The organism is Methylomonas sp. BG-2, from assembly GCF_057766305.1.
Map to the genome: position 1 here is coordinate 1 of NZ_JBYMAP010000477.1, position 1,304 is coordinate 1,304.

2 protein-coding genes are annotated in these 1,304 nt (G+C 53.5%); both read right to left on the reverse strand.

Annotated elements, in window-relative coordinates:
- On the reverse strand, positions 1–742 hold a 742-nt coding region (locus tag AC3B8H_RS21415), incomplete at its 3' end, for a hypothetical protein (protein WP_488443528.1).
- On the reverse strand, positions 742–1,272 hold the full coding sequence (locus AC3B8H_RS21420) for a hypothetical protein (protein ID WP_488443529.1): 531 nt from the start codon (positions 1,270–1,272) through the stop codon (positions 742–744). The genes AC3B8H_RS21420 and AC3B8H_RS21415, both read right to left, overlap by 1 nt.
- Positions 1,273–1,304: the final 32 nt, after the last annotated feature.

Consider the following 1,304-nt stretch of genomic DNA (forward strand, 5'->3'; position numbering starts at 1 on the left):
GCCGGAGTTCCTTGCTAGCATTATTCGCCCGATCTGCTTCTATTGCCTTCGCGAGCTTTTTCCAAATGAAGATTGAGCTATTTAGCTCAACCATGACCCGCAAAACATGCTTGCAGGCGATTCCTTCCAGTTGCGGGTTTCTAAGCTTTGGGAAGCCATGCTCGGGGCGCCCGGCGTTGGCTCGCATGATCGTTGTGATGTAGCGAAACACGAAGGTATGATGATCGCAATCGCAGTCGAACAACAGATTTCCTTTCGCGATTTCCTTCGCCGCCTGCAGCGGCGTTCCCTTAGCGAGGCCATGATCGTAGTCGGCCAAAACAATATGCACGCTATGGCGCGTTACCTTTGAGTCAGGCCCGGCATTGGTCAAGAACCTCACGTCGCCGTATTTCATACTGACCGGAACGGCGAAGTTGATCTGTTCTTTGCTCCGTTTTTTGTCTTCCGGCATCGACAATCGGATGACTTCGTTCGCCGTTATCCCTTTCTCGACTCTGGACTCCAGGCGGGCGATGTTCTTGTTGAATTCGATCAGGTCTTGCTTGGTGATGCGGCGCATCGTACCGTCAGCCACGCCAAGGGTAGTGGTTAAAACCTTGGCAGAACGCCAGTCCTTTCCCTGAACCTGTTCTGGGCGAAGAATGTTTTTTGCATTGTCTCGGCGATGTTGATCGAATTCGCGGCGTTCTTTGAGCTCACGTTTCGCGCCTGATATGTCGAACTTCGGTGGTTTTGCCATTATTGCTGCGGCCTATAAATGGATTGCCAATACTGGCGGTCGATCGCGGCCAGCGATGCCAGCGTAATCTGAACCGTCAATTCGACGAAGCGACCGGTGCTATCGACCGGGGCGGTCAATGGCTGACTGATGGATTCAATCACCATCGGCGCGAACGTTCGCCCCTTGTAATGGAATGCGAGCAGGGTCGGAGCCTGTGACGGCAAAACCGCCTCAATCCAGTTTTTTGAGCCTTGAACAGCATCCAAAGCGTTCGTCAATAGAGTGCTGTCCTTGGCAAGTTCGATCGGTAGCGCCCATTCCATGAGCTGGTCAAACGGGTACTCGACCTCTGTCAGCGGATCGCGCCAGGCGCGGAACAGCAAGGTCATCGGAATTCTCATCGGCGGCATACCGTTGAACACCTGGGTTGAGTTCAATTGGGTAATTCCGGTCCGTCCCTCGAATTGCTGCAATAGCCTTAGCGGCTTGGATTTTCCGTCGGCCTCTCTCTTCCCTCCGGAAGCCGAGTCTAAAATATCGGTCGCCAAACCCGATTGCAGCATAGCGAATAGAGTTGGCG